Source organism: Nocardia sp. NPDC004415, assembly GCF_053602435.1.
Genome location: NZ_JBSGDP010000028.1, coordinates 51,366 through 75,911, shown reverse-complemented (window position 1 = coordinate 75,911; position 24,546 = coordinate 51,366). Strand labels below are relative to the sequence as shown.

Annotated in this window: 27 protein-coding genes; 16 read left to right on the top strand and 11 right to left on the bottom strand. The window is 70.6% G+C overall.

The genetic code is table 11. The annotated features are described in order from the left end of the window. Window positions 1–103 precede the first annotated feature (103 nt). The 4 genes from ACWEMY_RS15730 to ACWEMY_RS15715 are packed head-to-tail and all read left to right on the top strand — an operon-like array spanning window position 104 to window position 3,140. Window positions 104–1,339, top strand: a complete 1,236-nt coding sequence (locus ACWEMY_RS15730; RefSeq protein WP_452390575.1) for an Rv3212 family protein — start codon at window positions 104–106, stop codon at window positions 1,337–1,339. Between the two features lie 28 nt (window positions 1,340–1,367). Then, the gene (locus ACWEMY_RS15725; RefSeq protein ID WP_452390574.1) at window positions 1,368–1,985 is read left to right on the top strand and encodes an acid phosphatase; all 618 of its coding nucleotides are present in this window, start codon (window positions 1,368–1,370) and stop codon (window positions 1,983–1,985) included. Beyond that, window positions 1,982–2,461 (top strand): N-acetyltransferase family protein, encoded by a 480-nt coding sequence (locus tag ACWEMY_RS15720; RefSeq protein ID WP_452390573.1) that lies wholly within the window; start codon window positions 1,982–1,984, stop codon window positions 2,459–2,461. Before ACWEMY_RS15725 ends, ACWEMY_RS15720 begins: the two co-directional genes overlap by 4 nt. Before the next feature lies 1 nt (window position 2,462). Then, window positions 2,463–3,140, top strand: a complete 678-nt coding sequence (locus ACWEMY_RS15715) for an endonuclease V (protein ID WP_452390572.1) — start codon at window positions 2,463–2,465, stop codon at window positions 3,138–3,140. 61 nt (window positions 3,141–3,201) lie between these two features. Here the strand turns inward: ACWEMY_RS15715 and ACWEMY_RS15710 are convergent, their stop codons facing one another. Further along, window positions 3,202–3,600: a hypothetical protein gene (locus ACWEMY_RS15710; RefSeq protein ID WP_452390581.1), complete on the bottom strand. Its 399-nt coding sequence runs from the start codon at window positions 3,598–3,600 to the stop codon at window positions 3,202–3,204. 139 nt (window positions 3,601–3,739) lie between these two features. Here ACWEMY_RS15710 and ACWEMY_RS15705 point away from each other — a divergent pair, with 139 nt between their 5' ends. Continuing rightward, complete coding sequence (locus tag ACWEMY_RS15705; protein ID WP_375929656.1) at window positions 3,740–4,699, top strand: diacylglycerol/lipid kinase family protein; 960 nt, start codon at window positions 3,740–3,742, stop codon at window positions 4,697–4,699. A gap of 238 nt (window positions 4,700–4,937) precedes the next feature. Continuing rightward, window positions 4,938–5,192, top strand: a complete 255-nt coding sequence (locus ACWEMY_RS15700; protein WP_022567051.1) for a WhiB family transcriptional regulator — start codon at window positions 4,938–4,940, stop codon at window positions 5,190–5,192. 104 nt (window positions 5,193–5,296) lie between these two features. Here ACWEMY_RS15700 and ACWEMY_RS15695 read toward each other — a convergent pair whose 3' ends face one another. After that, complete coding sequence (locus ACWEMY_RS15695; RefSeq protein WP_452390571.1) at window positions 5,297–6,811, bottom strand: sensor histidine kinase; 1,515 nt, start codon at window positions 6,809–6,811, stop codon at window positions 5,297–5,299. A 30-nt stretch (window positions 6,812–6,841) separates the two neighbouring features. After that, a complete protein-coding gene (locus ACWEMY_RS15690) occupies window positions 6,842–7,057 on the bottom strand; it encodes a biotin/lipoyl-binding carrier protein (protein WP_278263399.1) in 216 nt (71 codons plus the stop codon). 147 nt (window positions 7,058–7,204) lie between these two features. On the opposite strand from ACWEMY_RS15690, the gene ACWEMY_RS15685 reads away from it, so the two are divergent. Next, the gene (locus ACWEMY_RS15685) at window positions 7,205–7,279 is read left to right on the top strand and encodes a 50S ribosomal protein bL37 (RefSeq protein WP_022597109.1); all 75 of its coding nucleotides are present in this window, start codon (window positions 7,205–7,207) and stop codon (window positions 7,277–7,279) included. A gap of 66 nt (window positions 7,280–7,345) precedes the next feature. On the opposite strand, the gene rsrA is transcribed toward ACWEMY_RS15685, so the two are convergent. Both rsrA and ACWEMY_RS15675 read right to left on the bottom strand, forming a co-directional pair. Further along, window positions 7,346–7,612 (bottom strand): mycothiol system anti-sigma-R factor, encoded by a 267-nt coding sequence (gene rsrA / locus ACWEMY_RS15680; RefSeq protein WP_452390580.1) that lies wholly within the window; start codon window positions 7,610–7,612, stop codon window positions 7,346–7,348. 11 nt (window positions 7,613–7,623) lie between these two features. Beyond that, window positions 7,624–8,247: a sigma-70 family RNA polymerase sigma factor gene (locus tag ACWEMY_RS15675; protein ID WP_278263396.1), complete on the bottom strand. Its 624-nt coding sequence runs from the start codon at window positions 8,245–8,247 to the stop codon at window positions 7,624–7,626. A gap of 227 nt (window positions 8,248–8,474) precedes the next feature. Here ACWEMY_RS15675 and ybaK point away from each other — a divergent pair, with 227 nt between their 5' ends. The 6 genes from ybaK to ACWEMY_RS15645 all read left to right on the top strand — a co-directional run bounded on the left by ybaK (window position 8,475) and on the right by ACWEMY_RS15645 (window position 13,425). Further along, window positions 8,475–8,966, top strand: coding sequence for a Cys-tRNA(Pro) deacylase (gene ybaK, locus ACWEMY_RS15670; RefSeq protein WP_452390570.1), 492 nt, complete (start codon window positions 8,475–8,477; stop codon window positions 8,964–8,966). An 89-nt stretch (window positions 8,967–9,055) separates the two neighbouring features. Further along, window positions 9,056–9,367, top strand: a complete 312-nt coding sequence (locus ACWEMY_RS15665) for a hypothetical protein (RefSeq protein WP_452390569.1) — start codon at window positions 9,056–9,058, stop codon at window positions 9,365–9,367. A gap of 114 nt (window positions 9,368–9,481) precedes the next feature. Beyond that, a complete protein-coding gene (locus ACWEMY_RS15660; protein ID WP_452390568.1) occupies window positions 9,482–10,501 on the top strand; it encodes a FecCD family ABC transporter permease in 1,020 nt (339 codons plus the stop codon). Then, window positions 10,495–11,583: a FecCD family ABC transporter permease gene (locus ACWEMY_RS15655; protein WP_452390567.1), complete on the top strand. Its 1,089-nt coding sequence runs from the start codon at window positions 10,495–10,497 to the stop codon at window positions 11,581–11,583. Before ACWEMY_RS15660 ends, ACWEMY_RS15655 begins: the two co-directional genes overlap by 7 nt. Then, window positions 11,580–12,401 carry an ABC transporter ATP-binding protein gene (locus ACWEMY_RS15650; RefSeq protein ID WP_452390566.1) on the top strand — a complete coding sequence of 274 codons (822 nt, stop codon included), beginning with the start codon at window positions 11,580–11,582 and terminating at the stop codon, window positions 12,399–12,401. The genes ACWEMY_RS15655 and ACWEMY_RS15650 overlap by 4 nt, the downstream gene beginning before the upstream one ends. A gap of 40 nt (window positions 12,402–12,441) precedes the next feature. Then, window positions 12,442–13,425, top strand: a complete 984-nt coding sequence (locus ACWEMY_RS15645; protein WP_452390565.1) for an ABC transporter substrate-binding protein — start codon at window positions 12,442–12,444, stop codon at window positions 13,423–13,425. Here the strand turns inward: ACWEMY_RS15645 and entS are convergent. Continuing rightward, entirely contained in the window at window positions 13,409–14,665 is a 1,257-nt protein-coding gene (gene entS / locus ACWEMY_RS15640; RefSeq protein WP_452390564.1) for an enterobactin transporter EntS, read from the bottom strand. The two genes, ACWEMY_RS15645 and entS, sit on opposite strands and share 17 nt — an antisense overlap. Before the next feature lie 111 nt (window positions 14,666–14,776). Beyond that, on the bottom strand, window positions 14,777–15,562 hold the full coding sequence (locus tag ACWEMY_RS15635; protein ID WP_452390563.1) for an SOS response-associated peptidase: 786 nt from the start codon (window positions 15,560–15,562) through the stop codon (window positions 14,777–14,779). Window positions 15,563–15,655: 93 nt separating this feature from the next. On the opposite strand from ACWEMY_RS15635, the gene aroA reads away from it, so the two are divergent. Next, the gene (aroA, locus tag ACWEMY_RS15630; protein WP_452390562.1) at window positions 15,656–16,966 is read left to right on the top strand and encodes a 3-phosphoshikimate 1-carboxyvinyltransferase; all 1,311 of its coding nucleotides are present in this window, start codon (window positions 15,656–15,658) and stop codon (window positions 16,964–16,966) included. Beyond that, window positions 16,963–17,964, top strand: a complete 1,002-nt coding sequence (gene rsgA / locus ACWEMY_RS15625) for a ribosome small subunit-dependent GTPase A (RefSeq protein WP_452390579.1) — start codon at window positions 16,963–16,965, stop codon at window positions 17,962–17,964. The genes aroA and rsgA overlap by 4 nt, the downstream gene beginning before the upstream one ends. Window positions 17,965–17,991: 27 nt before the next feature. Here the strand turns inward: rsgA and ACWEMY_RS15620 are convergent, their stop codons facing one another. Continuing rightward, window positions 17,992–18,861 (bottom strand): Ig-like domain-containing protein, encoded by an 870-nt coding sequence (locus tag ACWEMY_RS15620; protein ID WP_452390561.1) that lies wholly within the window; start codon window positions 18,859–18,861, stop codon window positions 17,992–17,994. Window positions 18,862–19,055: 194 nt separating this feature from the next. Between ACWEMY_RS15620 and ACWEMY_RS15615 the strand changes: the two genes are divergently transcribed. Further along, window positions 19,056–19,373: a hypothetical protein gene (locus ACWEMY_RS15615; RefSeq protein WP_452390560.1), complete on the top strand. Its 318-nt coding sequence runs from the start codon at window positions 19,056–19,058 to the stop codon at window positions 19,371–19,373. Here ACWEMY_RS15615 and ACWEMY_RS15610 read toward each other — a convergent pair. The 3 genes from ACWEMY_RS15610 to ACWEMY_RS15600 all read right to left on the bottom strand — a co-directional run bounded on the left by ACWEMY_RS15610 (window position 19,370) and on the right by ACWEMY_RS15600 (window position 24,336). Further along, window positions 19,370–20,464, bottom strand: coding sequence for a DUF3320 domain-containing protein (locus ACWEMY_RS15610; RefSeq protein WP_452390559.1), 1,095 nt, complete (start codon window positions 20,462–20,464; stop codon window positions 19,370–19,372). The two genes, ACWEMY_RS15615 and ACWEMY_RS15610, sit on opposite strands and share 4 nt — an antisense overlap. A 142-nt stretch (window positions 20,465–20,606) precedes the next feature. After that, window positions 20,607–22,145, bottom strand: a complete 1,539-nt coding sequence (locus tag ACWEMY_RS15605; RefSeq protein ID WP_452390558.1) for a serine/threonine-protein kinase — start codon at window positions 22,143–22,145, stop codon at window positions 20,607–20,609. 265 nt (window positions 22,146–22,410) lie between these two features. Beyond that, the gene (locus ACWEMY_RS15600) at window positions 22,411–24,336 is read right to left on the bottom strand and encodes an N-6 DNA methylase (RefSeq protein WP_452390557.1); all 1,926 of its coding nucleotides are present in this window, start codon (window positions 24,334–24,336) and stop codon (window positions 22,411–22,413) included. Window positions 24,337–24,546 lie beyond the last annotated feature (210 nt).

The window sequence follows — 24,546 nt, the reverse complement described above, 5'->3', positions numbered from 1 at the left end:
GGCGCCGTTGCGTACGCGACGAAGGAGCAAGCAACGGTGCCTGACCGGCGGCCCTCCAGGGGCCGCGACCTCGAGCGCGCCAGCGCTCCAATAAACTCAGCTCGTGCTCGCACCAGAGCGGCGGACGCGCGCCGATATCTTTGCCGCAGTAGCGATCGCCGTCACCGTCGTGGTGGCGGCGATCGTGGTCTGGGCCAGGGCCGATGCCACCGGGACCGATTCCGTGGTCGCCACGGCCGCCGCGCCGTCGGTCACCGCCGCGACCACCCTGCCCACCGGGCTGCGCGAACTCTGGCACGCGGCCGATTCCTCCAGCAGCCGCGCGCTGGTCTCCGGGAATGTGGCCGTCACCGGGGACGACGGGACCGTGAGCGGGCGTGATCCGCGCACCGGCGAGCAGCTGTGGTGGTATCGCCGCGACATGCCGCTGTGTGCGGTGCAGTCGCAGTACGGTGCCGTCATCGCCACCTATCGTGACCAGCGCGGATGCAGTCAGAGCGTGATGCTAGAGGCCGATACCGGGCAGCGCCGGGTGGCGCGCAGCAGCTACATGGACGACGACATCCGCGTCACCGGGGACGGCACCTATCTGCTCGCGCTGGGCTCCGAGCGACTGGAGATGTGGCGGTCGGATCTGGTACGCACCCTCGAATACGGCTACGTCGACGCCCCGGTGAACCCCAACACCCAGCCCCGTTCGGGCTGCACCCTGCATTCGGCGGCATCGAGTTCCTCGCGGCTTGCGGTGCTCGAGCGCTGCCCCGGTGACGCCACCGAGCGCCTGACCGTGCTCAACCCGGCGCCGAAGGAGGCCACCGATCCCGAGGAGTACGGCTCGCACGTGCTCACCGCGCCCGGCGCCGATGCCCCCGAGGTGCGGGTGATCGCGGTGTCGGACAACAAGGTCGCCGTCTACTATCCGCCCACCGAACCCACCGCCACCGGTCTCGGCTTGCCCGCCCGGCTGGTGGTGCACGACGGCAACGGCAACGAGCTCGCGACCTATCCGCTGGCCGCGCCGTGGACCGATCAGGCGACGCTGACCAGGATCGGTTCGGCCGTCTACGTCTTCACCGGCGACAGCCTGATGGCGTTGAACACCAGCACCTTGCAGCCGGTGTGGACGGTTCCCGACGCCCTCGGCACACCCGCGCTGATGGCGGGCAGGCTGCTCGTTCCGGTCGCCGACGCCGTGCTGGCCGTGGACGTGGGCTCCGGCGCGACCGTGGAACGGCTCCCGGTTCAGCGCGGCGACTACACCGGTGGCGCCATTTCCACGGCGGTGCTGGGCTCGACGGTGTTCGAGCGCCGGGGCGGGGTGCTCTACGCGCTCGGCTGAGCCACCGGCGGCCTGCCATGATGGACCCATGTCCGTACCCGAGGCCCGACTGGTCCTGCTGCGCCACGGCGAAACCACCTGGTCGCGTCAGCGCCGCCACACCAGCCACACCGATCTGCCGCTGACTCCCGAGGGCGAGGCCCAGGCCCGCGCGGCCGCGCCGGTGCTGAAATCGCTGGAGCTGCGTGATCCGCTGGTGTTCACCAGCCCCCGGCTGCGCGCCCGCCAGACCGCCGAACTGGCAGGGCTGTCGCCCGTCCACGTCGACGACGATCTGGTCGAGTGGGACTACGGCGACTACGAGGGCATCACCACCGCGCAGATCCGCGAGACCGTCCCCGGCTGGACGGTGTGGACCCATCCGGTCCCCGGCGGCGAGAACGCCGAACAGGTGGGCGCACGGGCCGACCGGGCGCTGGCGAAGGCCGAGCCGATCCTGGCCGAGCGCGATGTGGTGTTCGTCGGGCACGGGCACTTCTCGCGGGTGCTGATCGCGCGCTGGGCCGAGTTCGCGGTGACCGAGGGCCGCCGCTTCGCGCTGTCCACCGGCGCGCTGAGTGTGCTCGGTTTCGACCACGACGCGCGCAGCATCTGGGGCCACAATCTGACCGCCCGCACCGAACCACTCGAGGAGACCGGCCGATGAGCGTGCGCCGCGCCACCCCGGCCGACGTGACGGCGATGGTCGAGCTGGTGCACGAACTGGCCGCCTACGAGAAGGCGCCCGAACAGTGCACGCTCACCACCGATCAGCTGCACACCGCGCTGTTCGGCCCGGCGCCCGCGCTGTTCGCCCATGTCGCCGAGCACGAGGGCGCGGTGGTGGGCTGCGCGATCTGGTTCCTGAACTATTCGACCTGGGACGGCGTGCACGGCATCTACCTGGAGGACCTGTACGTGCGGCCGCGACTGCGCGGCAGCGGGCTGGGCCGCGCGCTGGTGGCGGCGCTGGCCGCCGAAGCCGTGCGCCGGGGCTACAGCAGGGTCGCCTGGTCGGTGCTCACCTGGAACACCCCGTCCATCGCCTTCTACGAAGCCCTCGGCGCCGCCGCGCAGGACGAGTGGCTCGGGTACCGCCTGGCCGGACCCGAACTGGCGGCGCTGGCGGCGACGGCGGACTGAGATGCGCATCGAGTCACCGGGCGAATGGCCGCGCACCGCGGAGGAGGCCGTCGCCCTGCAGAACGCGCTGCGCCCGCTGGTGCGCGCGCGCAATCCCGCGCCGCCGCAATTCCGGACCGCCGCCGGAATTGATTCGGCATATCACGAAGACGGCACGGTCGCGACCGCTGCCGTCATTGTCGATATGGTCACGATGGAAACAGTCGAAACCGCCGTCGCGCACGGAATTTCGGACTTTCCCTATGTGCCGGGACTGCTCGCCTTCCGGGAACTCCCGGCCACCGTGGCCGCCCTGGAAATGCTCACCGCTATCCCTGATCTACTCCTCTGCGACGCCCAGGGCATCGCGCATCCGCGCCGCTTCGGATCGGCCTGTCACGTCGGGTTGCTGACCGGCATTCCGACCATCGGCGTGGCCAAGTCGGTGTGGGGTGAGTACACCGAACCCGGCCCACGCCGGGGCGACACCGCCGAGGTGTTCCTCGACGGGGAGGTGGTCGGGCGCGCGGTGCGCACCAGGGACGGGGTGAAGCCGCTGTTCGTCTCGGTCGGTCATCTCATCGACCTCGACACCGCGTGCGCGCAGGTCCTGGCGCTGACCCGGGGCTACCGGCAGCCGGAGACCACCCGCCGCGCCGACCACCTGTGCCGTCAGGCGCTGCGCGCGGCCACGGCGTGATCAGTTGCGGTGCGGGTCTTCTTCGGGCAGCTCGCCGTAGTCCAGCCCGACGACTGTCAGACTACGGACGGTCTTCGGGCAGCTCGCCGTAGTCCATGGCCATGAAGCGGCTGGTCGCGGGAGCGAAGAGGGCACCGAGGGCGCCGAGCACCACCACCGCCAGCAGGGTCCCCCACAGCGGCTGATGGGAGTCGGTCAGCAACGACCACGCGACCGGCAGCATCAGCACCTGCGCGATGACCGCGATGGCCCGCCCCCAGCGCTTGCCACGCAGCAACCCGATCCCCGCGGCCAGTACCCCGCCGAACAGCACCCCGAACCAGATCGCGGTCCCGATACCACTGGCGACCGACTGATCGTGCCCGGTCGCGGCCCGCACGATGAGCACGATCGCGGTCCCGACCCCGATCAGCCCCTCCAGCGTGACCAGCACACCGGCCACCCGCACGCTCGCCGGAATCCCGCCCGCCACCTGGCGGTCGTCCTGCTGCTCATCACCCTTGGTCAAATCCGGCTCAGCCACCCGCCCAGCCTACGACGAACGCCACCAGCAACCCCCGACCCCTAGGGAGGGGCGGACGCGCGGCAAAATCAACACAGTGCGGACGCTGCTGATCGTCAATCCGAATGCCACTTCGACCACTCCCGCCACGCGCGATCTGCTCGCGCACGCGTTGGAGAGCCGAACGCAGCTGACGGTTGCGCACACCCAGCATCGCGGCCACGCGGCGGAACTGGCCCAGTGGGCATCCACCCAGGAAATGGACCTGATCGTCGTGCACGGGGGCGATGGGACGGTCAACGAGACCATCAACGGTTTCCTGCCGCTGCCCGAGGTCGCCGACGATCAGGTGTGGCGGCCGCGCCTGGGCATCATCCCGGGCGGTTCGGCCAATGTGTTCGCCCGCGCGCTGGGCATCTCCCCCGATCCGGTGACCGCGACCAACCAGCTCATCGATCTGCTCGGCCGCGACGGCGACCGCAGCATCGGGCTCGGCCTGGCCGACGACCGCTGGTTCACCTTCAGCGCGGGCGTCGGCCTGGACGCCGATGTCTGCGAGGCGATCGACGCCGCGCGCGCCAAGGGCCGCAAGGCCACGCCCGCGCGCTATCTGCGGACCACGGTGCGCCAGTTCTTCCGCGCGCGGCGCCGCGAACCGGATGTCGTGGTCGAGGTTCCCGGCCATGATCCGGTCGAGCAGGTGTATTACGCCTTCGTCACGAATTCGAGCCCGTGGACCTATCTGGAGGACCGTCCGGTCCGTACCAATCCCACAACGACCTTCGAATCCGGACTGGGTGTGTTCGCGGTGCGGTCGATGAGTGTGCCCCGCACCCTGCTGCTTGCCAGGCAGTTGCTGGCCGAGAACGGAAACCCGCAGTCCCCCGCGCTCTTTCGGGTCGACGACGCGCCGTCGGTGCGTATCGACACCGGGTCCGAGATCGGCCTGCAAATCGATGGCGACTACATCGGAAAACGCAAGATGGTGCATTTCACATCAGTGCCCGGGGTACTGGATGTGGTTGCTCCCAAGCCCGCTCCCGCTCCGGAGGCGTAGAAAAATCTCCCGGTTGCGCTGCGAAAACCAGCGGACGCGAGTACAAAGGACCGGGCAGGTTCCCCTCGCGGGTCCTCTAGAGCGTGATCTCCCCCACGGTGCGCCGGACACCTATTGACATCTACGGTGTTCGTGAAAGCATTCACAAGCAACCGTGCGGAAACATTCGAGTCGCACAAGTGAACGATCCACTAACCAGAGGTGCCCTTTTGGGGTGCCCGCGCAAAGGAGCAGAGGAATGGACTGGCGCCACAAGGCCATCTGTCGCGATGAGGACCCCGAGCTGTTCTTCCCGGTGGGTAACAGTGGTCCTGCGCTCGCGCAGATTGCCGATGCCAAGCTGGTCTGCGCCCGCTGCCCCGTCACCGCCGACTGCCTGTCGTGGGCCCTGAAGTCCGGGCAGGATGCCGGCGTGTGGGGTGGAATGAGCGAAGACGAGCGTCGCGCGCTCAAGCGGCGCAACGCGCGCACCCGTACGCGTACCTCCGTCTAGTAGACGCGGGAGGCGTTGCCGGGCCATCCAGCCCCGGCCCGGTAACGCATGTTGAGAACCCGGCACCTTACGGTGCCGGGTTTATTGTTGCCCCGCAGCGGTTCTCAGCGACCGGACCGACGTCCCAGCGGAACCCGCAGCACCGCGTCGGTCCCCACCTCGGCACCGGGATGCAGCCCGATCGAGCCGCCCAGTTCCGAGGTCACCAGCGTGCGCACGATCTGCAAGCCGAGCCGGTCGGAACTCTCCAGGCTGAATCCCGCGGGCAGGCCGCGACCGTCGTCGCTGATGATCACGTCGAGCCAGCGCGCGGAACGTTCCGAACGAATCGTCACGGTGCCGTTCTGGCCCGCGTCGAAGGCGTGCTCGATGGCGTTCTGCACCAGCTCGGTCAGCACCATCACCAGCGGCGTGGCCCGTTCGGCCGAGAACACCCCGAGCGAGCCCGCGCGGCGCACCTTGATCCGCGCGGTGTGCACGGTGGCCACGTCGGCCATGATCGGCAGCAGCCGGTCGACCACCTCGTCGAGATCGACCTCTTCGTCCACCGACATCGACAGCATCTCGTGCACCGAGGCGATGGAGGTGACCCGGCGCACCGATTCCGTCAGCGCCACTTGGGCTTCCGGGTTCTCGGTGCGGCGCGCCTGCAGGCGCAGCAGCGCCGCGACGGTCTGCAGATTGTTCTTCACCCGGTGGTGGATCTCGCGGATGGTGGCGTCCTTGCTGAGCAGCGCGCGGTCACGCCGCTTCACCTCGGTGACGTCACGCACCAGCACCGCGGGCCCGGCCAGCTCGCCACCGGGCCGCATCACCAGCGTGCGCAACAGCACCGTCGCGCCGCGGGCCTCGACCTCCATCCGCCTGCCGGTACGCCCGGCCAGCGCGGCCTGGATGTCGGCCACCACTTCCTGCGCGTCGAACGGGTCGGTGATCAGCGAGCGGGTGGTGACCGCCAGATCCTGGCCCACCAGGTCGGCCTGCATGCCCATCCGGTGATAGGCCGACAGCGCGTTGGGGCTGGCGTAGACCACGATGCCGTCGGTGTCGAGGCGGATGAAGCCGTCGCCGGCGCGCGGGCTGGAATGCGTGGCCGCGCGGTCCTCCGGTGTGGGGAAGGAGCCGTCGGCGATCATCCGGCACAGGTCGTCGGCGCAGGAGACGTAGGCGGTCTCCAGGGTGGAGCGCACCCGGGAGCGCTGCAGGTCCGAGTCGCGGCTGAGCACCGCGATCACGTCCTCGCCGCAGCGCACCGGAATGGCCTCGCGCACCGCGTGCAGCGGGCTGGGGTGGTAGACCCCGCTCACCTCGACCTCGGTGTCGGTACGCACCGGCTCACCGGCGAGCAGGGCGTCGAACACCTGCGGGAAGTCGGCGCGGGAGGCAGTGGTGCCCACCTTGTCGTCGAGATGGACGGTGGGCGCCGTCGTCGGACGGATCTGGGCGACACACACGACGTCGGCGCCCTCGGCGACCGGGCCCGCGCCCACCCAGAGCAGCAGATCCGAGAACGAGAGGTCGGCGAGCAACTGCCAATCGCCCACCACCCGTTGCAGATGGTCCACGGCGATGCCGGGAAGGTCGGTGTGTTCGGCCAGGAGCTCGCTCAGTGTTGCCACGGGGATCTACCGCTTGTTCCCTTCCCGGTGCTAGGCGATCGTGGCGATCAGGTCGCCCGCCTGTAGCACCTGGCCCGGGGCGACGTCGACCGAGGTGATGTCGCCCTCGATCTCGGTGAGCACCGGGATCTCCATCTTCATCGACTCGAGCAGCACCAGGGTCTGGTCGACCTGGACATGCTCACCCACCGCCACCTCGACAGCGAGCACGGTCGAGACCATCTCCGCGCGCACTTCTTCAGGCATGACACCCCGTTCGTTAGTCGTTCGGCCACCGCGTGCGGGCGGTGGCCGTATCCGCCGAAGCTACAGCCAATCACACATGAAACAATGGCTGTCGATCAGATTGTGCTCCGCGCTCCGGCGGGGAGGACCCACAGAAGGGAGCTACCGATGGGTAAGCGTGGACGTAAGAAGCGCAGCCGCAAGGGCAACGCAGCCAACCACGGCAAGCGGCCCAACGCCTGAGCTTGGTTCGGATACGGAAAAGGGGCACCCGGCGGGTGCCCCTTTTCCGTGTCTGTGCCGTGGGTCTCAGCCCTCGGTGGTGGTCTCGATCCTGGTGACGGTGATCGACCGGTGGATCTCCAGCTTGAGCCGGTCGCGCAGGCCCTCGGGAGCGTGCTCACCACCGCATTTGCGGCTGAGCAGGCCCTTGAGCTTCTCCTCGATGCCGTAGGCCTCGATGCACGGGCTGCAGTGGTCCATGTGCTGCTGCAGGCGCTCGCGGGTGGCCTGATCGCATTCGCCGTCGAGCATGAGCCACACGTCCGCGAGTACGGCGGTGCAGTCCATCTCCATGTCGGGGTCGCTCACTTCGTAACCTCCTGGCGTTCCCCACGGTCGAATCCACGCTCGCGCGCCACATCGGCGAGCAAACCCTTGAGTTGCTTGCGGCCGCGATGCAGCCGGGACATCACGGTACCGATCGGGGTGCCCATGATGTCGGCGATTTCCTTATACGGGAAGCCTTCGACATCGGCGTAGTACACCGCCATCCGGAACTCCTCCGGCAGCTGTTGCAGCGCGGCCTTGATCTCGTCGTCGGGCAGGGCGTCGAGCGCCTCCACCTCGGCCGAGCGCAGGCCCGTCGAGGAGTGTTCGGCGGTGGCCGCGAGCTGCCAGTCGGTGATCTCGTCGGTCGGGTACTGCGCGGGCTGGCGCTGCTTCTTGCGGTAGGAGTTGATGTAGGTGTTGGTGAGGATCCGGTACAGCCAGGCCCGCAGGTTGGTGCCCTCCTTGAAGGACTTGAACCCCTGGAAGGCCTTGACGTATGTCTCCTGCACCAGGTCCTCGGCGTCGGCTGGGTTCCTGGTCATCCGCAGGGCGGCGCCGTAGAGCTGGTCCAGCATCGGGAGCGCGTCGCGCTCGAACCGCGCCGCCAGCTCGGCTTCGTCGACTTCTGCGCCGGACTCCACGTCGTCGTCGCTCGTCACACCAATCCCTTCGATCGCCGTAGTAGCCGAATCTACCGGCTCGGCGGATTCGAACGGCAATCGCGCACCCCGCGCGGCGATGGGTCGCTCCTCGAGCAGCACTGTCACTATCTCTCCTTCGCATCGCTCGGCGGGTGGGCTCGTCACCACAGTGCAACCGACGGTCCCGCGCGGGTGTTCCCGTTCGGTAGCGATTTCCGGTTGCGTGCGCCACTAGGGTGACGGTCATGGCAGCCGGTTCCACTCCCGCGATCAAGGCACTCACGGCGGCGGGCGTCGTCCATCGGGTGCACGCCTACGCGCACGACCCGCGGGTGTCGTCCTACGGGGAGGAGGCGGTGGACGCGCTCGGTGCCGAGCTGGGGGTGCGGCCGGAGCAGATCCTCAAGACCCTGGTGATCGAGCTGTCGACCGGCGTACTGGCGGTCGCGGTGCTGCCGGTGCCCGCCAAGCTCTCGCTCAAGGCGGCCGCCGCGGCACTGGGCGCGCCGAAGGCCGCGATGGCCGACAAGACCAAAGCCGAGCGCGCCACCGGCTATGTGCTGGGCGGGGTCTCGCCGCTGGGCCAGCGCAAGAAGCTGGCGACGGTGCTCGACGAGTCGGCGCTGAGCTGGGAGCGGGTGCTGTGCAGCGCGGGCAGGCGCGGTCTCGAAATCGAGCTCGCCCCGGCCGATCTGGTGCGCGCGAGCGGCGCGGTGACGGCCGCGATCACCGGCTAGCCATCCGCGCGGGGGTTCGGCTCCGAATCTCCTCGGGACGCATTCCCTGCCCGGTACGACCGATTCGACCCGAGGATGTGATGCGAGAAATGTCCACTCGTTCGACGATCGCCACCCTGTCCGGTGCTCTTGTCCTCACCTTCGGCGCCGTCGCTTTCGCGGCGCCCGCCACCGCCATCCCGCCGGTGGCCCCGTCGTCGCCCACCGAGCCGGGCGACTACCCGCTCAACGGTCAAGGCACCCCGAAGAATTCGCCGCAGGCGAGCCCGGAGCGCAGCGAGGAGGCCGACAAGGCCGAGAAGCTCGGCGGCGGGGTCGCCACCGAACTCATCGACCTGGCCACCGGCATCATCAAGTGTGGCTTGAACATCGCCACCGACTCGGTGCCCTGCACGCTCTGAATTCCCGCACGGTTGCACCCTCGCCAGTTAACCTGAGGCTAAACTAACTGCGAGCGGTGGCAGCAACGTTCCCGGCCACCATCGGCGAGCGTTGCGAAGCGAGGTTCCATCGCTGTGTCCCGAGCCACCCAGACCGCGTCGCGGACCACACTGTCCCGGTCCGCGGCCCTGATCCTGCTGGTATCGCTGTTGATCGCGCTGCTGGCGGGTGGGTTGTTCGTCGGCAGCGGCGATTTCACCGTGCACGACGCGTGGTCGGCGCTGTTCGGCGACGGCAGCCCGACCACGCTCGGTGTCATCCGGGAGCAGCGAATTCCCCGCACACTGCTGGCCGCCCTGGTCGGCGCGGCGCTCGGGGTGGCCGGCGCGGTGATGCAGGGCCTGACCCGCAACCCGCTCGCCGATCCGGGCATCCTCGGGGTCAACTCCGGTGCGTACTTCGCGATGGTGCTCGGTTCGGTGCTGGTCGGCGCGGCGGGCACCGACTACCTCTGGTGGGCGCTCGGCGGCGCGTTCGCGGCCTCGGTGCTGGTCTATTTCGTCGGTTCGCGCGGGGTCGGTGGGGCCAGTCCGGCCAAGCTGATGCTCACCGGTGTCGCCATCGCCTCGATGCTGAGCGGACTCGCGTTCGCGCTCACCATGATCCACCCGCGCACCTTCGACGCCATCCGCGGTCTGCTCATCGGCACCCTGGACGGACGCGGCTGGCCGCAGCTCTCGGCCACCTGGCTGCTGGTGCTGCTCGGGCTGGCCGGCGCGGTGGCGCTGACCGGCTATCTCAACGCCCTCGCCCTCGGTGACGACCGCGCCAGTGCCCTCGGGGTGCCGGTGACCTCGGTGCGCGCGGCGGGGTTCGTCGTGATCACGGTGCTGTGCGGGGCGGCCACGGCGGCGGTCGGGCCGATCACCTTCGTCGGGCTGATGGTGCCGCACGCGGTGCGGATGGTGGTTGGCCCGGATCATCGCTGGATGATCCCGCTGTGCCTGGTGGTGGGTCCGATCGTGCTGGTCGGCTCGGATCTGCTGGCCCGGGTCGCGACCGCGAGCGAGCTGCCGGTCGGCATGGTGACGGCCTTCCTCGGCGCGCCCGTGCTGATCTGGCTGGCGCGCGAGGAGAAGGGCTCGCAATGGTGAGCACCACGACCACCCCGCCCCGGGCCCGCTGGCCGCGCCGGGTGCGTTTCCTGCGGGTGCCCGCGCTCGGGCTGAGTCTGCGGGTGGACCTGGTCTCCGTGCTGATCACCGTGGCGCTGGTGCTGGTGACCGCGGTCGTCGGCGTGTGGTCGCTGGGCGCGAGCACCACCCGCACGCCGGGCCTCGGCTTCGTCGAGGTGCTGCGGGTGCTGGCCGGGCAGGTCTCCGGTGGCCCGGCCAATCACGTGGCCACCTGGCTGCCGGTGGTCGTCACCGCGATCCTCGGCGGCGCCTCGCTCGCGTTGTCGGGGGCGATCTTCCAGACCATCACCCGCAATCCGCTGGGCAGCCCGGACATCATCGGCTTCACCACCGGCGCCAACACCGGCGCGCTGGTGGCCATGCTGGTGCTCGGGCTCGGTTCCGGCGGGGCGACCATCGGCGCGCTGCTGGGCTGTCTGGCGACCGCGGTAGTGGTGTATTTCCTCGGCATGCGCGGCGGGACCGGCAACTACCGGTTCATCATCGTCGGCATCGGTGTCTCGGCGATGCTGCTGTCGTTCAACGGCTATCTGATCGCCACCTCCGACGTGCAGAACGCCGGGGTCGCGGCCGCCTGGGGCATGGGCAATCTGCGCGATCTCACGATGACCGACACCATCCCGGTCTTCGTCACGCTGGCGGTGCTGGTGCCCGCGCTGATCGTGGTGGCCCCGCGGATGCGGATGTTCGAGCTGGGCACCGACTCGGCGGCGAGCAAGGGGGTCGACACCGCGCGCACCCAGGTGCTGCTGCTGGTGATCGGCGTCGGTTTCGCCGCGGCCACCACCGCCATCGCCGGGCCGATCGCCTTCGTCGCGCTGGTCGCCCCGCAGGTGGCGACGCGGATCACGCCCAGCGCGGGGATTCCGCTGGTCACCTCGGCGGCGGTCGGGGCGACGCTGCTGGTCTCCAGCGAGGCGGTGGCCCGCACCGTCCTCGCGCCCGAGACCCAACTGCCGGTCGGCGTGGTGACCACTTCGCTCGGCGGTCTCTATCTGCTGTTCCTCCTGCTCGCCCAGTCCCGAAAGGCACGGCCGTGACCGACACGACGACCACCGACGGACGGCTCACCGGCAGCGGCCTGCGGGTGGGCTACGGCGAACGCACCGTCATCGCCGATCTGGACGTGGTGGTGCCCGACGGCTCGTTCACCGTCATCGTCGGGCCCAACGCCTGCGGAAAGTCGACGCTGCTGCGGACCTTGTCGCGGTTGCTGCGACCCGAGCACGGCACGGTCCTGCTCGACGGCCGCGCGGTGAACGAGTACGGCGGCAAGGAATTCGCGCGGGAGGTGGGGCTGCTACCGCAGCAGTCGATCGCGCCGGAGGGGATCACCATCATCGATCTGGTCTCGCGCGGGCGGTTCCCGTACCAGACGCTGTTCCGGCAGTGGACCGACGCCGACCAGCAGGCGGTCGACTTCGCCTTGCAGGTCACCCGGCTGACCGACCTGTCCACGCGCCGGGTGGAGGCGCTCTCGGGCGGGCAGCGGCAGCGGGTGTGGATCGCGATGGCGCTGGCCCAGCAGACCCCGATCCTGCTGCTCGACGAGCCGACGACCTATCTGGATCTCGGCCATCAGATAGAGGTGCTCGAACTGTGCACCGAACTCAATCGCCGGGGCACCACGCTGGTGGCCGTCCTGCACGATCTCAACCAGGCCGCCCGCTACGCCTCGCACATCATCGCCCTGCGGGCGGGCGAGATCCTCGCCGTCGGGCCGCCGGGCGAGATCATCACCGCCGAGCTGGTCGACCAGGTGTTCGGCGTGTATTCGCAGGTCATCGCCGATCCGCAGACCGGAACCCCGCTGGTGGTGCCGCTGGCCCAGGGTGCGGTCCGGGTCGAGGAGACCTGACGTGCCCCTGCCGGGCACCCAACCGGGAAGAAGGAGATCCATGTCGAAACGGCGTATCAGCGTGCTCGTCGCGGTGCTGGCGAGCATGATCCTGACCTCGACCGCCTGCGTGAAATCCGACAACGACACCCACGAGGTGTTCAACGACCCGAACGCCACGCCGGGATACTCGCTGCCCGAGCAGCCACGGGTGGTCGCGCTGGGCTGGTCGGACGGCGCGATCTCCGCCGAGCTGGGGGTGGCACCGGTGGCGATCTACGACTGGATGAACTTCGGCACCGACACCTCGGGCGTCGGCGAATGGGACATGGCGGCCATGGGGACCACCACCCCGGAGCTGCTGTCCTCGCAGAGCGCGGGCGAGTTCAACATGCAGCAGATCGAGGAACTGAAACCGGATCTGATCCTGAACGTGCGGGCCGCGTCCGACGACGACATCGCCACCAACCTCAGCAAGATCGCCCCGGTGGTCACCGCGCCCGAGGACACCGGCGACTACGCGGTGAACTGGCAGACCCAGACCCGGCTCATCGGCGCCGCGCTCGGCAAGACCGCCGAGGCGGACAAGCTCGTCGCCGAGACCACCACCGCGCAGCAGGCCGTGCGGGCGGGTCATCCGGAGTTCGAGGGCAAGACCTTCGTCTACGCCGCCAAGTTCGGCACCGCCTACGGCGCCTATCTGCCCGGTGACGCCCGCTTCGACTTCTTCACCGAGCTCGGCTTCGCGCCCGATCCCCCGGTCACCCGCCTGCAGAGCTCCGGGTTCTTCGCCCAGGTGCCGGTGGAGCGGGTCGGCGACCTCGACGCCCAGGCGGCGCTGTTCACCACCATCACCCTGCCGTTCACCGATCTGGAGAACGACACCCTGATCAACTCGCTGGCGGTGGTGCGCGACGGGCGGGCGCTGATGCTGCCCGAGTCCGATCCGGCGATCCTGGCCCTGTCGGCGGGCACCCCGAAGTCGCTGGCCTTCGCGCTGGAGCGGATCACCCCGCAGCTGGCCTCCATCACCGAGGGGCGCTGATCACCGCGTGACTGTGGTGCCTGCGCAGGGTGGCCAGCAGGCACCACAGCAGCAGTGTCAGCACGCAGCCGCCCGCGCCGTAGATCAGGAAGACGGCGCGGGTCGGCACCACTTCGGCGATCAGCCCGGCCAGCACCGCGCCCAGCGACAACGCGATGGTGAGCTGCGCGGTCCACAGGCCCGAGACCCGGCCCCGGAAGGCGTCGGGTGTCTCGGTCTGGACCACGGCGAAGCGGGTGATGTCGCTGACCACCCGGCCCGCGCCGTGGGCGAGCAACCCGGCGAACACCACCGCGGTCGCCCCGGCCAGTCCGGCACCGAGGATGCCCGCCGCCGAGACGAGCGTCGCCACGAAGATCACCTGACCGCCCCGGCGGATCGACCCGGTCCAGCCCGAGGTGAGCGAGCCGAGCACCGCGCCCACCGCCGGTGCGGCGAACAGCAGGCCGACCGTGGCCTCCCCGCCGTGCAGCACCTCGTGCACATAGGCCGGGACCAGCACATTCCAGCCCGAGAGCAGCATGGTGACGCATCCCGTGAGCAGCACCGCACCCACGATCCGGTGCCCGAGCACGAACCGGAATCCCGACAGCACCGCCCGCAGCGGTGACTCGTCGTGCCCGCGTTCGGCGATCATCCGGCCGAGCCGGGCGATGAGCACGGTGGTGACCAGGCTCGCGGCGGCGGCCAGCCAGTAGTTGGCGGCCACGTCGAGCCAGGCGATGAGCACTCCGGCCAGCGCGGGCGCGGCCATCGATCCGAGGTCGGCGGTGAGCGCCATCAGCGCCGCGCCCGCGGCCAGTTTCTCGGGCGGGACGAGTCCGGGCATGGCCGCGACCAGCGCCGTCTCGGAGATACCGCCGGTCAGCCCGTCGACCACGGCACACAGCAGGATCACCCACAGCCGTGGTTCGGGCAGCATCGCGTTCACCGCGAGCACGGCGAAGCCGAGGGTCGCCCCGGCCCGTGAGGCCACGATGACGGTGCGCCGGTCGAAGTGGTCGGCCGCGGTCCCGCCGACGAGCGTGCCGAGGAAAGCCGAGACCCCGATGACGGTGGCCACGGCCGCGACCGTCGCGGTGGACCCGGTGAGCTGATACACCTGGATCGGCAGCGCCACCACCAGGAATCCGATGCCGAACACCGAGATGGTCCTGGCCACGAACAGCGTGCGGAACGCCGGACTCGTGCGCAGCGGCTCGAGATCGATCGCGAAGCGGCGCGCGGTGAGCGGGCTCATCGGGCGAGACGGCCACCGTCGACGGTCATGGCAGCTCCTCTCGCTCCGGGCGCACGCGGCGACAGCGGTCGAGGCTACCGGCGCGTCGCGCACCGCCTCGATCCGGCGCGGTCAGAACAGGGCGGGGTGCCCGCCGCCGTCACCGGTCTCCGCGACCAGCAGTTCGGGCCCGTTGTTGCGGACATTGTTGACCAGCGTCGACACCGGTCGCGCGGAGATCGCCGCGACCTCGGCCTCGGTGGGCCCGGTGAGCAGCTCGGCCGGGGCCGGATGGTCGGGATCGAGCCAGGCGTCCCAGTGTTCGCGCGGCATGGGCAGCGGCATCCGGTCGTGGATCTCGGCCAGCGCGCCGACGGCGTCGGTGGTGAGGATCGTGCACGAGAGCAGGGGTTCGGAATCGGGCTGGTCGCGGTCGCGCCACACCGACCACAGCCCGGCCATGTACAGCAGCGAGCCGTCGGCGTGTGACATGTAGAAGGGGCGTTTCACCGCCTTGCCCTTCTCGGCGGGCGCCGATTCCACCAGCCACTCGTACCAGCCGTCCATCGGCACCAGGCAGCGCTTGTGCTTGGCCGCGTCCCGGAACGAGGGGGCGGTGGTGGCCTTGTCGGCGCGGGCGTTGAACAGCGGCCTGCCCTTGGCGGGCACACCCGGTTCGGCGGCCTTGGTCCAGGACGGGATCAGCCCCCAGCGCATCTGCCGGACGCGTAACCGGGGATCGTCGTCGGGCTCGCCGTGCTCGTGCCGCTCGACCACGGTGAGCACCTGGGTGGTCGGGGCGACGTTGTAGCTGACGCCCGCGTCGGGCTGCGCGGAGTCGAGGCCGGTCTCGTCGACGGCGTCGAGGTCCGCGGCGAGCCGGGCCGGGTTGGTGGTCGTCGCATATCGTCCACACATGTCCCCATCTTGGCACCGGACACCGACAACTCCACGTGACGCACAGCACGCGACCACGCCGATTTGCCCGCCACTGGTGTATCCGGACCGCACATGAGAGAGGATGGGCGGGTGAGTTTCTGGCCAGCGCCCCATATCGAGGTCCCCGTCCACGCGACCGTGACCCTGCCCGGTTCGAAATCCATCACCAACCGCGCGCTCATCCTCGCCGCGCTCGCCGACGGGCCCTCCACCCTCACCGGCGCGCTGCGCAGCCGCGACACCGACCTGATGATCCAGGCCCTGCGTGCGCTGGGCACCGGGATCACCGGTGACGCCGAGACCCTCGAGATCACCCCCGCACCCCTGCACAGCGCGGCCGTCGACTGCGGCCTGGCGGGCACCATCATGCGGTTCCTGCCGCCCGCCGCGGCCCTGGCCACCGGTGACGTCGCCTTCTTCGGTGACGAACAGGCCCGCCACCGCCCGCTGTCCACCATCCTCGACGCGCTGCGCGCCCTCGGCCTCGATGTCGACGGCGACGCCCTGCCCTTCGTCGTGCACGGCACCGGCAGCCTGCGCGGTGGCACCGTCACCATCGACGCCTCGGGCTCCTCGCAGTTCGTCTCCGGCCTGCTGCTCTCGGCGGCCCGCTTCGAGCAGGGCATCACCGTGCACCACGACGGCAAGCAGCTGCCCTCGATGCCGCACATCGAGATGACGGTGGAGATGCTGCGCCGCGCCGACGTGGCGGTGTCCACCCCGGCCGATTCGCGCAGCGCCCAGACCTGGTCGGTCTCGCCCGGCCCGATCCGCGCGGTGGACTGGGAGATCGAGCCCGATCTGTCCAACGCCACCCCGTTCCTGGCCGCGGCCGCGGTGACCGGCGGCGAGGTGAGCGTGCCGATGTGGCCGCGCGGCACCACCCAGCCCGGTGACGTGATCCGCGAGATCCTGGTCCGGATGGGCGCCGAGGCGCGCGTGTTCGACAACGTGCTCACCGTGCGCGGCCCGGAACGCCTGGCCGGCATCGACATCGACCTGCACGACGTCGGCGAGCTCACCCCCACCGTCGCCGCGCTGGCCGCGCTCGCCGATTCGCCGTCCTACCTGCGCGGCATCGCGCACCTGCGCGGCCACGAGACCGACCGGCTGGCCGCGTTGTCCACCGAGATCAACAAGCTCGGCGGCGATGTCACCGAGACCGAGGACGGCCTCGAGATCGTGCCGGCCCCGCTGCACGGCGGGCAGTGGCACTCCTACGCCGATCACCGGATGGCCACCGCGGGCGCGATTCTGGGCCTGCGCGTGCCAGGGGTGGAGATCGAGGACATCGGCACCACCGCCAAGACCCTGCCGACCTTCGTGGCGCTGTGGGAGCAGATGCTGGCCTCCGCGTTATCGGGTGAGGGAGCGGTGCGCTGAGCCGCCGCGGCCGCAGCGCAGCCAGCTACGACGAATCCGATGTCCGGGTGCGTCCGGGCAAAGCCTCGCGCCCACGCACCAAGACCCGCCCGCAGCACAGCGACGCCGAGGCCGCCATGGTGGTCTCGGTGGATCGCGGCCGCTGGGGCTGTGTGCTCGACGGTGACGCCGACCGCCGCATCGTCGCCATGCGGGCCAGGGAACTGGGCCGCACCCCGATCGTGGTGGGCGATCAGGTCGATGTCGTCGGCGACCTGACCGGCAAGCCCGACACCCTCGCCCGGATCGTGCGCGTCGCCGACCGCACCACGGTGCTGCGCCGCACCGCCGACGACACCGACCCGTTCGAACGCATCGTGGTCGCCAACGCCGAACAGCTGTTCATCGTGGTGGCGCTGGCCGATCCCCCGCCGCGCACCGGATTCGTGGAGCGGGCCATGGTGGCCGCCTACGCCGGTGGGCTGGAACCGATCCTGGTGCTCACCAAGCGGGATCTGGTGGCGGAGTCCGCCTTCGCCGCCGCCTTCGAGGGGCTGGACCTGAAGATCATCTACGCCGGCATCGACGACCCGATCGAGCCGGTGCGCGAGATCCTCGACGACCGGCTCTCCGCGCTCATCGGGCACTCCGGTGTCGGCAAGTCGACGATGGTGAATCGTCTTGTGCCCGATGCCTATCGGGCCGTGGGCGAGGTGTCGGGCGTGGGCAAGGGCAAGCACACCTCCACCCAGTCGGTGGCGCTGCCGCTGCCCGGCGGCGGCTGGGTGATCGATACCCCCGGCGTGCGCTCGTTCGGCCTGGCCCACATCACCCCCGACGACGTGATCGCCTCGTTCACCGACCTGGCCGACGCCATCGAGGACTGCCCGCGCGGCTGCACCCACCTGGGCCCACCCGCGGACCCGGAGTGCGCGCTCGACCAGCTCCCCGGCACGGAACGTCGCGTCGCCGCGATCCGCCAGCTGCTCACCGCACTGATCTCCAACGAGACCTGGTAGCAACCGGTTCCGTGCCGGGGTCGGCTACTAGAAGCCGAACGAGCCGGTGCCGGTGCCGCCGCCGCCGCCCGGTTCGGGATCGGTGGGCAGTTCGGCCACGGTGACCACCTTGGTGGTCGAGGAGCTGGCCACACCCTCGCGGCCGGAGAAGGTCGCCCCGATCGTGTAGGCGCCGGGCGCGCCCGGGGTCCAGACGATCGACGCCTTGCCGTTCGCGCCGACCGGGATGTCACCGAGGACGTTGTCGCCCGCCTTGAACTGCACCGTGCCACCCGCCGCGGCCGGGGTCACGCTCGCCTCCAGGGTCACCGCCTTGCCGACCTGGGCGCCGGTGACCTCGGTGATCGAGGTGCTCGACACCGCGTCGCTGGACACGGTGATGGCCGGGCCCTTGCCCTGGTAGGTGCCGTCACCGAGCGAGCCGCCGTAGTGCATGGAGGTGGGCAGCGGGGTGTCGCGAGCGCAGTTCACGCCCACCTTGTACTGGATCTCGAAGGTCTGCGACTTCGGCGAGATGTTCGGGTACACCGGGTATTTGGTGATGCCGAACTCCGCGCGGATCCAGTCCGAGGACGAGGTGTCGATGGCCACCGCGTCGCCCGACATCTTGGCCGAGCCCGGCACCGGGGTCAGGCAGGCCGGGTGCAGGTCCTTGATCGAGTAGATGTACTCGACCGGGATGCCGGTGCGCTCGAACTTGGTCGTCACCGTCACCGTGTCACCGACGACGGGGTTGGTGTTCGACACCGTCCTGGTGAATTTGCTGTTGCCGTCGCTCCAGCTGATCGAGCCGGGCGCGGCCGCCGCGGTTCCCGGTACCGCCGCCACCGCGAAACCCGCGGCCACCGCGAACGCGGCCAGTGATCCGGCCGCACGCTGCACTGTTGTGTTCACCATCGTTGTCTCCAGATAGCTCCGGGCGCCCTCGACCACGTCGTCGAGGCGTCGATCCGCCCGAGGTGGCAGCAGTAGATCACGCGCGGGCACCCCACCGGATCGAATTCAGAAATGAGCATCATTCAGATTGCGAATTCGACTCGCGTTCGCTCGCGTTCACGATGAGGACACCGCGCGCCGGTACCGTCATGCCCATGAAGCCACCGGCGATCGGTTATCTGCGCCGCGACATCTCGGGTGTCGCCCAATCCTGGGACGAAACGCAGATCCGTTCGCTAGCCGAGCGTATGGGTTACCGCTGTACCAAGACCGTGGTCTTCAGCGAGCGCACCAGCGATCCGCTGGGCAAACTGCTCGAGGTGGTCGCCAGTACCGAGGCCGCCGCCGTGGTGACCGCCGGCCTGGCCCACTTCGATCACGACCTGCCCGAGCGGCTGCTCGCCGTCTGCGACATCGTCACCGTCTCCCCCGAGGTCGTGCACGCCCGCACCCGCCCCGCCCTGCCCGCCTAGACCAGCGCGCGATAGCGGCCGTCGGGATCACGCGCCAGGCGGCCGCGGCGCACGGCCAGGGTCAGGCATGCCTCGATCCGGTCCTCGGCGGCGCCCGTGCGGTCGTGCCCGAACTGGGTGAGCGTGGCCCAGACGATGTCGTCGAAACTGTGCCGATCCCGTTGTGCCACATGGGTGATCGCGTTGACGATCTCCTCGGCGCAGATGGTGTCGATCGGCCGCGACACCGTCGGCGGGGTGAACCGGAAGCCGCGCCAGCTGCCCGGGTCCAGGTCCGAGGGCCAGACGAACACGCCCAGCGAGGTGGCGCGCATCAGGCTCTCCGGCACCTCCCCGAGCACCCGGATCTGCTGCTTGTCCGAGGGCGCGCGCACCCCGAACCGCTGCGCGACCCGCGCCACCAGCACCGCGCGCTCGATCGGCCCCTCGATGGCGATGGTCTCGCGCACCGCCTCACGGATGCGCACCGGAATGGTGGCGGCGCTGTCGCGATCCAGATCGACCGGGGCACCGAGCGCTCCGGTCGGCGCGCTCGCGTACGGGATACCACTGGGCAGCCAGTGCTGGGCAGTCCGGGTGCGCAGCACCCAGTCCGGTGTCTGCGCGACGGTCGCCGCGCCGAGCGGTGCCGGAGACGGGGCGTAGTGCGCCTGCGGAATGGGCCGGGCCGGAGTGACCGGCGCGTCCTGCGGTCGGGCTGACGCCGCGCCCGGACGCGGCGGATACTCGTGCGGCGCGGGCGGATAGGGCTGCTGCACGAGATCGGGCTGCGAAGTCGCCGGGTAGGGCTGCTGCGCGTGGTCGAGCGGCGTGTACGGCGGCGGCGCGTGGTCAGGCTGCGGGGCCACCGGCCGGCCCGGATGGGGCGCGAAGGTTCGCCTGTTGCGGCGGTCGCCGAGCGCGAGCTGCCAGATGGTGGTGAGCGATACGCCGGTGCCGAACACGAAGAAGCCGACAGCCAGGGTGATCTCGACGGCGTCGCCGTTGCCGATCCCGGTGAAGTAGCCGACCGTGCCCAAGAGCACGAAGAACAGCCCCACCAGCAACCCGACCAGCCAGCCGAACTTGCCCATCCACCGCACCGCACGCACTCCACTTCCGCCCCGCACCCACGCGGCCGCTCCGACGGCCGACGCGCTCCCCCGTCGGCGATGCGAGGAGTTTACTCCGCGCCGCCGACACTGTCCGTAGCCCGAACTACGCACGGCGAACGCCGATCCGGGCGCGGGCCGCTCAGCGCCGGAGCTCGGCGGCCAGTTCCTCGACGCGGCGACGGACCGGATCGTCGGCGGGCCGCAGCATCTCGAGGTCGGTACGGAGCTGGGTGAGGAACCGTTCGGCCCTGGTGTGGTCGCCCGCGGCGGGCAGCCATTCGGCGATGGCCAGGCGCAGGCGGATGCCGTCCTCGCCGAATTCGGCGTCGGTGCCCCGGATTTCGCCGAAGAGGCGGTACAGCTCATCGACCGCGGCCGCGGCGGACAGTTCACCGAGCACGGCCCGGCAGCCCACGGCGGCGACGCGGGCACGCCGCAGGCGCGGGCTCTTCGGGCCGCCCACGCGCAGTTCGATGGCCTCCACCCGCTCCCATTCGGTCAGGGCGCGGCGCTGTTCCCCGCTCTGACCGAGCGCGAGGGCGATATCGCGGTGCAGGTCACCGGCTTCGGTGCCGTCGGGGCCGTAGCGGCGGGCGACCTCGTCGACGACGGCGAGCAGCGCCTCGGCGGCCTGGGCGAAGCGCCCGAGACCGCACAGTTCGCGGTAGCGGGCGGCGGCGTCGCCGAGGTGGCCCGCCTCGGTCATCGCCTGGCGGGCCGCGCGGTGGGCGGGCGCCGGGGGCGGGGCCTCGAGGTCGGCGGGTGGATTCGGGCACCGGAAGATCCGGGTGGGGTCCGGATGACCGACCGGGAGGGTGGGGGCGGGCGCGCCGGGCGGCGGCAGGAACGGCAGCAGCCGCCGGTACACCTCCTGGGCGGAGGCGGGCCGGTCGGACGGGTCCTTGGCGAGCAGGTCGAGCACCAGGTCCTCGAGCGCGGCGGGCACCTCGGGGCGCAGGGTGCGCAGCGGTGTGGGGGTGTCGGTGAGGTGCCGGTTGTAGGCGTCGAAATCCGAGCGCGCTTCGAAGACCCTTCGCCCACTGCACATCTCGTGCAGCACGCAACCCAGCGCGTACAGGTCGGCGCGCGGTCCCACCTCCTGCCCGTTCACCAGTTCCGGTGACATGTAGGCGGCCGTGCCGAGCACCGATCCGGTGCGGGTGATCCGGCTGGTGCTGCCGTCGAGCAGCGCGGCGATCCCGAAGTCGATCACCTTCACCACCCCGTCCCGGGTGAGCAGCACATTCGCCGGTTTGAGATCCCGGTGCACCACCGGCAGCGCGTGCGCGTAGGACAGCACCGTCGCGATCTGGGCCCCGATGGCCACCGCGACAGCCACCGGCAGGGCCGTGCCCAGCCCGGCGAGAAAGTCGCGCAGAGTCGTGCCGTCGATGTGCTCGAGCACCAGGTACACGCTGTCGGCCCGCGCGTCGAGCACCGCGTCGTAGACCTGCGGCACCCCGTGGTGCCGGATGCGCGCGGTCACCCTGGCCTCACGCCGGAACCGCGCCACGAACTCCGCGGCCAGATCGTCGCGAGACGCGAACTGCCGCACCGCGATCCGCTTCACCGCCACCGCCCGGTCCAGCACCGTGTCGTACCCGAGCAGCACCTGCCCCATCCCCCCGGCCCCGAGCGCACCGGTGATCTCGTACCGGTCGTCGATGATCTCGCGCATCCCACCACCCCCCGGACCGACGCCTGCTACGGACCAGAGAACGATACTGCCTCGACCCCGGGGTGGCTCCATGACGGCGGGTCCGCGCGGGGTCGGCCCCGAGTCGGTTTCAGGGTGGCGGGGCCCGCCACGAGGTCAGCCCCCGTGCCCGCTCCAGGGTGGCGGGGCCCGCCGCGAGGCCAGCACCCCGTGCCCGCTCCAAGGTGGCGGGGCCCGCCGCGAGGTCATCCCCGAGGCGATCCCAGTGTGGCGGGCCCCCGCGAGGTCAGGCCCGGGGCGGTTCCAGGGCGGCGGCGGTGAGGCCGGTGGCTATGAGGTCGGCGGCGGAGCGGGCGGCTTCGGCGGTGACGCGGGCGGTGACGCGCAACTGGTGCAGGCGGCGGAAGGCGGCGCCGTAGCGTTGCTGCTCGGGCAGGGGGAGCAGGGGGATGCGCAGGCGGGCGGGGTCGAGGCGGATGGTGGTGGTGCCGTAGGTGGCGGCGGCATTGTCGGGGCTGCCGATGAATCCGGCGAAGAACCACGGGTCGACGCGGTCGGGGTCGGTGCGGAAGACGAGCACGCCCGGCCCGGGGACGGCGCCGATATCGGCGTCCTCGGCGACGCGGGCGCCCTGGGCGGCGCCGTGGTCGTCGCGCAGGCGCGAGACCAGCACGTCACCGGCCTCGATCGGTTCCCCGGCCGGGGTGCCGGGCGTGGTGAGACCCGAGGGTGGGCGGCTGTCGAGCAGGTCGTGCCCGGTCAGGACGGGGCGCCCGGTGTCGTCGGTCCCCTCGGCGGCCCCGGTGACGATGCGCACCGCCTTGCCCGCGATCAGATTGCCGACGGCCACGTGCCGCCACACCGTGCCCGGCGCGGGTGTCCAGTCCCGCACCCCCTCGGCGACCTCCCGCAGCGCGGTCAGGTTGTCCCCGAGCACCGCGACGGCGGTGTGCGCCGCGGCCGAGGCACTGCCCGGATCGACGGCGGCGCGCACCTGGCGCGCGGGCGTCAGGTCGACATCGTCGTCGAGCAGATCCATCACCCGGACCACCGCCGTGACATCGGCGATCGTGGCCGCCTCGGCGTCCCCGCGCTCGAACGCACCCCACGATGCGATGACCGTCTCGCTGATCGCCGACCAATTCGATTGCTCACCACCGGGATTCGGTAGCCGGGTGGTGTCGGCGAACAGCAGCGTATCGCTGACCTGCCCCGGTTCGGGCCTGCGCAGCACCCACAGTTGCAGACCGACCTGCCGCGGTGTCGAGGCACCGGGCGGCAGGGCGAGCACCGCGCGCAGCGCACCCCCACGCAGGAGTTCCATGCGAATCCGGCGCCCCGACGACCGCGCCGCCACCGCGGGCGGCAACAGCAGCACCGCGGTACCGCCGGGCCGCAGATGCGCGAGCGCGTGCTGGACCCAGGCCAGCTCGGACTCCCCACGCGGGGGGACCGAGTACACCCAGCGCGGGTCGAGAGCCAGTTCGTCGGCACCCCAATCCCGTTGCGTATACGGCGGATTGGCGAGGACACCGTCGACTTCGAGATCGGGGAACGCGTCGGCGAGCAGGGCATCCCCCGCCCGGATGTCGGCGGCGGCCTGCGGCGCCAGCGTGCCCAACAGCGCGGCAGTACGGGCCGCTTGCACGGGCAGGATGTCCTGCCCCGCCAGCCGGGTCGCGCCCACCCGGGCGGCTTCGAGCAGCAGCGCGCCACCGCCGCAGGACGGATCGAGGACCGACCCGGGCGCACCGGTGACGGCGAGCAGGTCGGCCATCAGCGCGGCCACCGGCTGATCGGTGGGATACACCCCGGTACTCGGCCCGTCGAGACCCCGTTCGGCCAGCACCGACAGCGTCTGCCGCACACCGACTTCCCCGATCGCGTCCCGCACCGCCTCGCGCACCGCGTCGCCCGGCGGGGCGGCGGGATCGCCGACGAAGCTCATCAGCGCGGCGACCTGTTCAGGCGCGACCTCGGCCCGCAGCAGGGTGCGCAACCGCTGCACCGGTGAATCGGCGGCGGTCACCCCGTGCCCGCGCAGCCACTGCTGCACCTCGCCGAGGTCGAATAGGGGCCGGGATTCGGAGCCGCCGGGGACGGGGGCGGGGAAATCGGCGTGCCTGCGCCGCCAGTTGCTGACGGTCGCGCGGGTGACGCCGGCCAGCCGGGAGATCTCGGCGGCGGCGACGGTGGGCGTCGAGTCTGGCATGGGTCTCCTCGCGGTCGTAGTCAAACCTTACACACCGTCATTGACTTCCCAGGGTTCCAGTACACATGTTTTCACTATTCACGCTGAAAACATTGTTCCTCTGTTGCGTTCTCGTGACGGGCGGTGTAGCGTCCTTCTCAACGGCGCAGCGACCACCCGATGCGCATTCAACAGCACCGAAAGATGTTGACCATCAACAGCTTTCGTCAT

What these genes read in the sequence shown, in the direction of transcription:
- ACWEMY_RS15700 (WP_022567051.1), top strand. Translation starts at nt 4,938, where the DNA reads ATGGACTGGCGCCACAAGGCCATCTGTCGCGATGAGGACCCCGAGCTG.
- ACWEMY_RS15715 (WP_452390572.1), top strand. Translation starts at nt 2,463, where the DNA reads ATGCGCATCGAGTCACCGGGCGAATGGCCGCGCACCGCGGAGGAGGCC.
- aroA (WP_452390562.1), top strand. Translation starts at nt 15,656, where the DNA reads ATGAGAGAGGATGGGCGGGTGAGTTTCTGGCCAGCGCCCCATATCGAG.
- ACWEMY_RS15615 (WP_452390560.1), top strand. Translation starts at nt 19,056, where the DNA reads ATGAAGCCACCGGCGATCGGTTATCTGCGCCGCGACATCTCGGGTGTC.
- ybaK (WP_452390570.1), top strand. Translation starts at nt 8,475, where the DNA reads ATGGCAGCCGGTTCCACTCCCGCGATCAAGGCACTCACGGCGGCGGGC.
- entS (WP_452390564.1), bottom strand. Translation starts at nt 14,665, where the DNA reads ATGAGCCCGCTCACCGCGCGCCGCTTCGCGATCGATCTCGAGCCGCTG.
- ACWEMY_RS15665 (WP_452390569.1), top strand. Translation starts at nt 9,056, where the DNA reads ATGTCCACTCGTTCGACGATCGCCACCCTGTCCGGTGCTCTTGTCCTC.
- ACWEMY_RS15600 (WP_452390557.1), bottom strand. Translation starts at nt 24,336, where the DNA reads ATGCCAGACTCGACGCCCACCGTCGCCGCCGCCGAGATCTCCCGGCTG.
- ACWEMY_RS15620 (WP_452390561.1), bottom strand. Translation starts at nt 18,861, where the DNA reads ATGGTGAACACAACAGTGCAGCGTGCGGCCGGATCACTGGCCGCGTTC.
- ACWEMY_RS15645 (WP_452390565.1), top strand. Translation starts at nt 12,442, where the DNA reads ATGTCGAAACGGCGTATCAGCGTGCTCGTCGCGGTGCTGGCGAGCATG.
- ACWEMY_RS15690 (WP_278263399.1), bottom strand. Translation starts at nt 7,057, where the DNA reads ATGCCTGAAGAAGTGCGCGCGGAGATGGTCTCGACCGTGCTCGCTGTC.
- ACWEMY_RS15720 (WP_452390573.1), top strand. Translation starts at nt 1,982, where the DNA reads ATGAGCGTGCGCCGCGCCACCCCGGCCGACGTGACGGCGATGGTCGAG.
- ACWEMY_RS15725 (WP_452390574.1), top strand. Translation starts at nt 1,368, where the DNA reads ATGTCCGTACCCGAGGCCCGACTGGTCCTGCTGCGCCACGGCGAAACC.
- rsrA (WP_452390580.1), bottom strand. Translation starts at nt 7,612, where the DNA reads ATGGAGATGGACTGCACCGCCGTACTCGCGGACGTGTGGCTCATGCTC.
- ACWEMY_RS15655 (WP_452390567.1), top strand. Translation starts at nt 10,495, where the DNA reads ATGGTGAGCACCACGACCACCCCGCCCCGGGCCCGCTGGCCGCGCCGG.
- ACWEMY_RS15605 (WP_452390558.1), bottom strand. Translation starts at nt 22,145, where the DNA reads ATGCGCGAGATCATCGACGACCGGTACGAGATCACCGGTGCGCTCGGG.
- ACWEMY_RS15635 (WP_452390563.1), bottom strand. Translation starts at nt 15,562, where the DNA reads ATGTGTGGACGATATGCGACGACCACCAACCCGGCCCGGCTCGCCGCG.